The organism is Gemmiger formicilis, assembly GCF_024462815.1.
Classification (GTDB): Bacteria; Bacillota; Clostridia; order Oscillospirales; family Ruminococcaceae; genus Gemmiger.
Window position 1 is genome coordinate 1 of the sequence record NZ_JANGCG010000033.1, and the last position, 9,044, is coordinate 9,044.

Consider the following 9,044-nt stretch of genomic DNA (forward strand, 5'->3'; position numbering starts at 1 on the left):
ATAAATAACTAAATAAATAAAATACTAAGATACTATCGTATCCTATCCGTAAAACCACAAAAGGAGGAATTTTTCCCTCTGTGATCTTACGGCAATGCGTACAACTTAACACCGGAGAGTACAACTTACGATTGCCTTGACGCTTTGGGCGTAGTATAATTTAATCACGGACAAACCTCGGCTCCACAACAAAACCGTATCGGCAGGTGATACCGTGAATCTGAACGACTTACTCTTGGAGGGTTTCTCCGTTGACTACAAAGAGACTCCGAAAAGCACTGCCCATTCAGAGAGGTTTTGAGAAAATGACTATCAAGTTGGAGCAGGTCATTGAAGCGATTGAAATGTCCGACGATTTCTTTACAAGTTCTTGGGATACTAAAACCGGAGAAACCGTTTATCCTGCCGACCCACTGCTTAACGGAGAAACCGACGAAGTGCTGGCTGCCGAAATCGAAAACGACCCAAAACGCTTTCTTCGATTTCCGACCAAGTACGAGATACACGAATACCGCATCATGGAGGACTTTATCGAACAGCTTTCTCCCGGAAAGGTGCAAAGCGATCTTTCTTATAGCATTCGGGGAAAAGGTGCTTTTCGCCGGTTCAAGGAGTCTATACGCTATCACGGTTTAGAGCAGCAGTGGTACGACTGTCTTGAAAAGGCCTACAGAGACATTGCTGTCCGTTGGTGCACAGAAGAAGGGCTTGCATATTCGGGATAAAAGGAACAAACGGTTGTTGTTTGCGTTGCCATACATCGCCGCTTCTCGCAAACCACAAAAAACGCCGCTGCAGTTGCGCAACACAACCACAGCGGCATTGTTTTTGCCTTTTACACTTTGACCTTTACCACGATTTTTTTTACCGCGCACGCGCCTGCGGCGGTTTGGCGGCGGGGGGCGTGGGCATCCTCCGGCGGGACGATGGCAAAATCGCCCGCTTTCAGGATGATGCAGCCGCTCTCGGCGGGTTCCTCATAGAACACAAGGTCGCGGTCAGCATCGTAAGCCATTGCGGGCTTGCAGAGATCGCGCGGCGCGTAGCCGAAGCGTTCCTCGCCGGAGACGACGAACTGCAAGTCAAAAAATTTCTCGTGGCTCTCGAACGGCGCGTCCGCATCGGGCAGCGTCGTGTACGCCTGCACATTGGCAAAGACCTCGTCGCCGTCGATGGGCGTGTTGCCCAGCGGCAGGGCAGCCAAGTCTGCCGTGCGTAAAAACTCGAACGCCTTTTTGAACTTCGGGTCAAGGTAGTTGTATTTCTCGGCCAGCTTCAAATTTGTTGTCAGCATGGCTCATTCCTCCTTCATCAGATCGCAGATTTCCGCATACAGCCCGCAGGCGGCCTGCGCGTCATAGGGGTAGACCAGCAGCACATCCAGCGCGTAGGGGTTGAAGTCCAGCCCCAGCAACTGCTTCGCGAACGCCATCGCCGCGATCTCCGACAGACAGACGATGCAGCTTTTGTTGGAGAACGGTTTGCGCCACAGCTCAATTTTCTCGGTGCGGGTATAAATATCCGGGTTCGCTTCCTCAACGGCGTGGAACAGCTCGTGGGCAAGAATGATGCTTTGCAGCCTGGCGCGGGCGGGGAGTAAGCCGCCCAGTGTCTCGGCCTTGTCAAGACAGTCGGTGAAGATCGTGATCTCATCCGGCTGCACAAACTGGGCGAACAGCACCTGCCCGCCGCCTGCGGGCGTGGCCGGGGTTTCCAGCTTCAGCCCCAGTTCGCCGCAAAGCGTCAGCGGGTCGCGGGTGCCATGTTCCGCGGCCAGCTTGTCCGCCCACTCCGCGCCGCAGGCATTGGCGGCGGCGGTGTAGGCATCCTTTTGCTGCGGGGTGAATTTTCCCTCCAGCGGCTCACGGCTGAAGGCGTACCGCCCCCACTGCCGGTCATCCAGACCGCGAAGAAACACCGCCATCTCCGCGGGCGGCACATCGGGTGCAGCGGGCGGCTCGGGCTGGTTCAATAGTCGCTTGAAAAAGTCCGTCATGGCGGTTCTCCTTCTGGCAACACCGCATAATTCTCGCCTTACGGCTTAAGCACCGCTCCGGCGGCTGCGGCACAGCATCTGCGTTGCCAAAATGCTCGATAATACACAAAGTATTATCTGCACTTTTGGCTTAGCAGCTGCCGCACCTCGCTCGCCGTATCGGCACTTAGAATTATGCGGTGTTGCCTTCTTTGTAAATTACAGGCTGTTTTTCGCGCCGACGATGATCACATCGTCGCCGGGATTGATCATCTGCATTTCGACTTCCATCAGCATCATGATCTTGTCGAGGTCCACCGAGCCGGAGAAGTCCATCACGCGGGCACCGGCGCAGATGTAATAGTCAGGCCGCAGAATGGCATCCTGCTGGTAGATGGCCAGCTCCTCCCACAGCTGGGAGACGATGTTGCGGTAGCTGCCCGCCTTGCACAGCACAGCCTTGCCATCGTTGCGCTGGACTTTGATGAAGCCCTTCTTGTCCAGGATGCGCAGCGGGTGCTTGTTCTTGCGGTCAAGACCGTAGACAAAGAAGTTCTTCGTCGCGCCCTCCAGCTTGACCTCGGCAGTCGTGGCCTTCAGGTCGTCGGCGGCCAGCTGGGCGGCTTCCTCGCGGGTGCATTCCTTCAGCAGGTCGGTCGTCTTGACCTCGGTGGAGCCGAGGGCGATGGCCGTCAGCTTGGAGGTCTGCGGATTGATTTCGATATGCACATCGACGCTGTCCGGCGTTGCGCCGCTCTCGACGGCCTTGTCGATGGCTTCCGCCTTGATGGAGCGGATGTCCTCCGGCGTGGGATTGGGCACAACACGCTCAACGACGTCGCGCACCATTGCCAGTGCAACACCGATGGACGAAATGACCTCGGCGTTTTCGGGGATGGAATAGCGCAGCCCCATCTTGTCAGAGCAGAAGCCGATCAGGGCAGCTGCACCGCCGCCGACACCGACCAGGCTGATCTGGTCTTTTTCCAAGCGGTACTTTGCGGCCAGCTCGGTGATGACCGGCTCGATCTTCTCGTAGGCGCGGGTCAGGATCTGGGTAGCGACCTCCTCGACCGTCTTGCCCATGTAGTCCGCCAGCGGCTGCATAGCCTTGCGGGCAGCATTGGCATTGCCGTAGGCGAAGTTATCGGGGGAAATCAGCCCCAGCACATTCGCGGCGCAGGTGTTGGTGATGGTGATGCGCTTGCCGCTTGCCAGCTCGATGGCGACATAGTCGTCGGGGTCGCCCTCCTTCGGGGAGAAGAAGATGACCTTCGGGTCAACAATTTCTTCCTCCGGGGTAAAGACGGCGTAGTCCATACCGGCAATGTGCGCCGAGCGCGGACCGACATCCTTGACGCCGCTCTTGTCGGCACGCACCATCGAGCCGCCCGCCACGCCCAGAACGCGGACGTCCAGACTGCTGATGTAGGTGCGGTGACCGCCGACGATGGAGTAGTCGATGGCGGGGCGGCCGTCCTTGATGACGCCGATGTTCGTCGTCGTGCCGCCAACCTCAAAGTAGACGCCGTTGGACGCACGCAGGTACATCAGGCTGCCCATAACGGACGCGGCGGGACCGGACAGCATCGTCAGGACGGGGCGCTTTTTCATCTCGCTGATTTCCATAACGCCGCCGTCGCCGCGCATGATCATCAGGGGGACTTCCACGCCCGCGCTGCGGACGCTCTCCTCGGTCTCATTGGCGGTGTTCAGCATCTTGGGCAGAATGGAAGCGTTGATGGCGGCGGTGCGGGTGCGGCGGGTCAGACCGTACAGCTTGGTAATTTCGCTGGCGGCGGTAGCCTCCAGCCCCATCTGCTTGGCAATGCCGCATACGCCGGTCTCATTCTCCATATCATCAACGCCGTAGACCTCGCTGGCGACGATGACCTGTGCGCCCTCGCCGGTCAACTCCTGAATGGCGGCCTTGACCGATGCGTCGGACAGGGTATCATCGACAAGATAGCGGTTATGCAGATGGATGGAACGCCCGGAGCCGAGGTCAATGTCCTTCAGATTCGTCTGCGCCTTGGCGATCCAGCCGCCGGGGCCTTTGCCGCCGATGCCGATGACACCGACCTGTGCAACGTCGCCCTCGATCAGGGCGTTCGTGGCCTGCGTGGTGGAGTGCGCGACAAAGATGACATCCTTGGGGTCGATGTTGTTTTCTTTCAGGCAGTTTTTGAACGCCTGCACAACGCCGGTGGCAACGCCCGCTTTGTCGTCGTGGGTAGTCTTGACCGAGGATTTGCCGATGATCTCGTGGGTCGCGTTGTCGATGGCGACGGCCTTGGTATGGGTGCCTCCGACGTCGATGCCCATGCGTACTTTTCTTTCACTCATTTTTCCATTCCTCCTCAGCCGAACATGACAAAGGTGATGACCTGCATGATGGCGCAGGTGATCCATGCGTAGGGCAGGGTCTTTCTCAGGTGCTCACGGGTGGAAACCTTGGCGTAGCTGACGCCCCATGCAATCCAGCTCTGGGTCATGCAGATAGAAACGTTCATTGTGATGGAGGGAATCACCATCAAGGCGTACAGGTACGGCGTCGAGAAGCCGATGCCCTTGAGAATGCCCAGCGTAGCTGCGCCGCAGCCGAACAGGGTAAACGGACCGCGGAACAAGCCAAGGGGTGCCAGCACCGCAAAGAAGATGCTGATGACCAGTGTGCTGTTCGGGATGATGCCGCCCAGCAGTGCGTTAAAGTAGGGCACGCAGAGTTCGGCAGACTTGTTGAAGATGGGGATCATGAGCAGGAAGCCGACCAGCGGGGCGGTGTCAACAACGCCGTCATAGAAGTCCTTGTTGATGGTACGGCATACGCCGCGGAAGGATTTCATCTTGCCGCAGACCAGCATAGCGTAGAGGCTGGCGAGGGTGAAGCCGAGGATGATGGGCACCTTGAAGATGACCAGCAGCAGGACCGGCAGGATGGGGGCGATCAGCGCCTTGGTCGGCACATAGCCGGGGCGGGCGCGGCGGGCCGCGGAGGCCACCCACGCATGAACAGTCTTTTTCTTGCGCAGGGAAACGGCGGTCATAACAATGACCATGCCCAGCTGCACCAGCATACCGATGACAGCCCAGCGCAGGCGGGCGGGGTCGTCATAGGTGATAAGCTGCTTGCCGTTCTCATCGAGGAAGAAGGCGAGGAACTGACCGCTCAGAACCGGGTTCAGGTACATGCCCGCGCCGACGCTCATCATAAAGGAGCCGACGGCCAGCACCTTGGGGATGCCAAGGCTCATAAGGATGGGCAGGATGATGACGCCGATGGCGACGACTGCGCCCGCGCCGAACAGGGTGGAGAAGATCGCCGTGGTTACGATGGAGAGCAGTACGCTGATGACGATGGGCTTATCGCCGCCCAGCTCAACGGTCTTGCGGATCAGAGCGTCTGCGATGCCGGTTTCCAGCAAAACGCGGCCAAACCATGCGCCGAACACGACGTTGACCAGCACGCTGCCCCAGCCCTCCGGACCGGATTGGTAGACCTTTGTGATGGCATCCACAAAGCTGATGTCCGTCACGCCGGGATACGCCGCAATAAAATCAGGGTTGGTGGCAAACGTGTTGCCGAACAGGGGCAGTACCGTCCAGAGCGTACCGATGATGAGCATACCTATCATCAGGTTGCCGCCGCGTACCGCGTAGACTGCCAGCCCAAAGAAGGAAGCCAGCAGCAGTGCGCCGATAACATATTCCATGATTGTGCTCCTTATAGTTTTTCTCGTTCCTTCAGCAAAATTTGCTGTACCTCGCGCAGGTCTTTTGCACGGTAGTTCCAAAGATGTTCGCTTTCTGCCGGGGCGGGGGTCAGGTCCGGCACGACAATGGCCGGGCAGCCTGCCGCTTTTGCCGCTTGCAGACCGTTGGGGCTGTCCTCCAGCACAACGCAGTGCGCGGGGTCGGCGTGGATAGCCGCCGCTGCAGCCAGAAAGATGTCGGGCGCGGGCTTGGGTCGCGCGACCTCCGGGCCGAACACCGCCGCCGTGAAGTACCGCTCGACATCCGTTTGCTGCAAGTAAGCCAGCGCCTTTTCGCGCCGGGTGGACGTTGCCAGCACTGCCGGGATGTCCGATGCTTTCAGCCGGCGCAGCAGTTCCCGCAGCCCCGGCTTCACCGGCACGCCGTTTGCAGCGATGACCTCGTCCGCATAGCGCAGCCGCAGGTCGTGGGCCGTGTCATACAGACTGCCCGGTATCGCCGCGTTGAAAATTTCGCGGCAGCGGTCTGTGCCTGTGCCGCGCATGGCGGCGATGATTCCCTCCGGCAGGTCGATGTGCAGGATTTCGGCGGCCTTGTGCCAGCCGTCACGGCCAATGCGCTCGGTGTCGAACATCAGGCCGTCCATGTCAAACAAAACACCCTGCAGCATCTTACATCTTCAGCACGGATTCCCAGACTTCCTCAATAACGGGAACTCCCAGCTCCTTGTTTTCCTTGATGTTCTTCAGCTCCAGCTCGCCGGGGTAGTAGACCTCGCCGCCCTCAGTGACAGGCTCGCTGCTCTTGACGTCCGCCAGAATGGCGTCCACAATGGCATCGGTCTGCTCAACGGTGTTGAACTTGGCCGGGTCGATGGCGATCATGATCTGGGTCAGACCGATCTCGTCGCCGAAGGTGCCGATGGTATGCACGGAGTTGCCGTTCGTCAGAACGGTGGCGATCAGATCCAGCGCGATGGACAGACCGCTGCCCTTCCAGTAGCCCATCGGCAGCACGCGCCAGGTTTTCTCGATCTCGGCAGGGTCGGTGGTCAGCTCACCCTTTTCGTTGTAGCCGCCGGGAACGGGCAGCTGCACACCGCGCAGGCGGCAGTCCTCGATTTTGCCGTAGCTGAACTGGCTGACCGCGCAGTCGATCATCGCGTGCTCACCGTTGGAGCGAGGCACTGCCATGATAAGCGGGTTGTTGCCGATTTTGCGGTCCTTGCCGCCCCATGCGGGCATGTTGGGCATCGTGTTCGACCAGCAGATACCGATGCAGCCGTGGTCAGCTGCCAGCCAGCCGTAGGTGCCGCCGCGCATCCAGTGGTTGTTGTTGCCCAGCGCCACAACGCCGACGCCGTTCTGCTTGGCAAGCTCGCAGGCACGGTCCATCGCACGCTTGGCGTTCAGCGGGCCGAAGCCGCGGTGGCCGTCCCAGCGCTCGATGCTGCCCATGCTCGACACGCAGGTGGCTCGGGCGGCGGGGTCGATCTCGCCCTTTTCCAGATAGCTGACCACGCGGGGGAAGCGGTTCAGACCGTGGCTGAACACACCCGCCAAGCTGTTCTGCGCAAAGATGATGGCAGCATCCTGCGCGTCAGAGGCGGTAAAGCCCTTCTTTTCCAGCACGCGGGCAAACTGGGCGACCATTTCTTCATAAGGTACACGTTTCATTTTACATTCTCCTTTGTTTTCGTGCGTTTGTCAAATCTGTGCGCCTGCATTGGTTGTGTAAGCGCTTTCTATATTTGAATTATATTCTTTGCCTATATGTTTGTCAATAGGTTTTGTGTAAGCGGTTACAATTCAGGAAATCCCACAAAACTGATTGTTAAGTTTTATACAATTTCACTGTAACCGCTTACACAGTGCAAAACAAAACAGGCCACTTTTGTACAAAGTGACCTGTCGAGAAGTTATCTTTCTATGGTTATAGCTGCCGTGACGTGCTGCGGGTCGTCGGGGACATCGACCCCTACAACGGTAATGCCTTCCCCTTGGGGTAAGGTGCCCCGCAGGGGCGGATGAGGGGCTGCGCTGCCTATATTGCCCTCTCGCCTGTCACTGCCCTCAGCTCGTCTCCCCCTGCGCCAACTCCGGCTGCAATACGACAGAGGAATACGCTTCGCTGCGCTCGATGCTGCTTTCCAAAAGCTGTACGCAAAGCAGTGCGACCTGCTCCGGCTTGTTGTCCACCGAGGTCAGCACCGGCTCACACAGGTGCGCATAGTCGGAATTGTTGAACCCCACGACGGCGACCTGCTCCGGCACACGCAGCCCCGCGCGCAGCAGGGCTTTCAGCGCTCCGGCTGCCGTCAGGTCTTCGCCGCAGACGATGCCGTCCGGCACGACGCCCTGCGCCAGCAGCGCCTGCACCGTCTCCATGCCGGATGCCAGCGTCTCGCCTGCTTCCAGCACATGGTCGGCAAATTCCAGCCCGTTGCGGCGCATGGCTTCCAAAAAGCCGTCGCGCTTGGACTTGGCACTGTCCGTGTCGCGGTCCTTGATGTAGTAGATATTCTTGCGGCCACGCGCAACGAGATGCTCCACCGCCAGCGAGACGCCGTATTTATCGTCTACCGTGACCGAGTAGGCGTTGGGCAGGTCGAGCTTTCCGTTTGCCAGCACCACCGGCACGCCGGTCAACAGCTTTTCCATCTCCGCCCCCTGGCAGATCGTGTCAAACACCGAGCCGACCAGCACGATGCCGTCCACCTGCTTCTGGTTGACGGCCTGCAGGTAGCGCAGTGTTTCTGCCCGGTCACCGCCTGTGTTGCAAAGGATGACCTCATACCCACGGCGGCTGAACTCCCGCTCAATGGTATAGGCGGTGCGGGCGTAGTGCGGCACGCGGATGTCCACCGTCAAAACCGCGACGGTACGCATAGATTTGCTCACCATACCGCGTGCAATGGCGCTGGGGGTGTAGTTGTTCTGCTTTAAGATAGCCTCCACCCGCGCACGGGTCGCCGCGCTGACCGTGCCTTTGTTGTTCAGCACACGGGAAACCGTGGCAATGGAAACGCCCGCCTCCTTGGCAATATCGTAGATGTTCATGACTTCCTCGCTGTCCGCCTTTGCCGCAGCTGCGGCGTTGTAAGCACTTACACTTTTCTTACAGCATACCGCAGTGCGGTACAGTTGTCAAGGTGTCTGCGTAACTCTTTTTGGAAAGTGAATCAGAACGGATTCACTTTTTCGAGTCAGGATTTTTGGATGAATCTAAACGGATTCACTCTGAAATTTATACGAATTTATATGGCTGTCCGGTTTGATTGCTACCGTTTTGGAGTAGACGTGTTTTGCTAGCATAGCGTTTGGATATCCACAAACGCATTTCTGGGGTGTACCCC

8 protein-coding genes are annotated in these 9,044 nt (G+C 58.4%); 1 reads left to right on the forward strand and 7 read right to left on the reverse strand.

Annotation, left to right across the window (positions count from 1 at the left end):
- The first annotated feature begins 305 nt into the window (after window positions 1-305).
- Window positions 306-725, forward strand: coding sequence for a UPF0158 family protein (locus NE623_RS14175; RefSeq protein WP_256273452.1), 420 nt, complete (start codon window positions 306-308; stop codon window positions 723-725).
- A 110-nt stretch (window positions 726-835) separates the two neighbouring features.
- Here NE623_RS14175 and NE623_RS14180 read toward each other — a convergent pair whose 3' ends face one another.
- From NE623_RS14180 to NE623_RS14210, 7 genes are all read right to left on the reverse strand, one after another.
- Window positions 836-1,294 (reverse strand): YhcH/YjgK/YiaL family protein, encoded by a 459-nt coding sequence (locus tag NE623_RS14180; RefSeq protein WP_256273453.1) that lies wholly within the window; start codon window positions 1,292-1,294, stop codon window positions 836-838.
- A gap of 3 nt (window positions 1,295-1,297) precedes the next feature.
- Window positions 1,298-1,996: a hypothetical protein gene (locus NE623_RS14185; RefSeq protein ID WP_256273454.1), complete on the reverse strand. Its 699-nt coding sequence runs from the start codon at window positions 1,994-1,996 to the stop codon at window positions 1,298-1,300.
- A gap of 198 nt (window positions 1,997-2,194) precedes the next feature.
- Window positions 2,195-4,321 (reverse strand): hydantoinase/oxoprolinase family protein, encoded by a 2,127-nt coding sequence (locus NE623_RS14190; RefSeq protein ID WP_256273455.1) that lies wholly within the window; start codon window positions 4,319-4,321, stop codon window positions 2,195-2,197.
- Window positions 4,322-4,335: 14 nt separating this feature from the next.
- Window positions 4,336-5,688: a citrate transporter gene (locus tag NE623_RS14195; RefSeq protein ID WP_256273456.1), complete on the reverse strand. Its 1,353-nt coding sequence runs from the start codon at window positions 5,686-5,688 to the stop codon at window positions 4,336-4,338.
- An 11-nt stretch (window positions 5,689-5,699) separates the two neighbouring features.
- Window positions 5,700-6,359, reverse strand: a complete 660-nt coding sequence (locus tag NE623_RS14200; protein ID WP_256273457.1) for an HAD family hydrolase — start codon at window positions 6,357-6,359, stop codon at window positions 5,700-5,702.
- 1 nt (window position 6,360) lies between these two features.
- Window positions 6,361-7,365, reverse strand: a complete 1,005-nt coding sequence (gene yiaK, locus NE623_RS14205; protein WP_256273459.1) for a 3-dehydro-L-gulonate 2-dehydrogenase — start codon at window positions 7,363-7,365, stop codon at window positions 6,361-6,363.
- A gap of 396 nt (window positions 7,366-7,761) precedes the next feature.
- Window positions 7,762-8,748, reverse strand: a complete 987-nt coding sequence (locus tag NE623_RS14210; RefSeq protein ID WP_256273460.1) for a LacI family DNA-binding transcriptional regulator — start codon at window positions 8,746-8,748, stop codon at window positions 7,762-7,764.
- Window positions 8,749-9,044 lie beyond the last annotated feature (296 nt).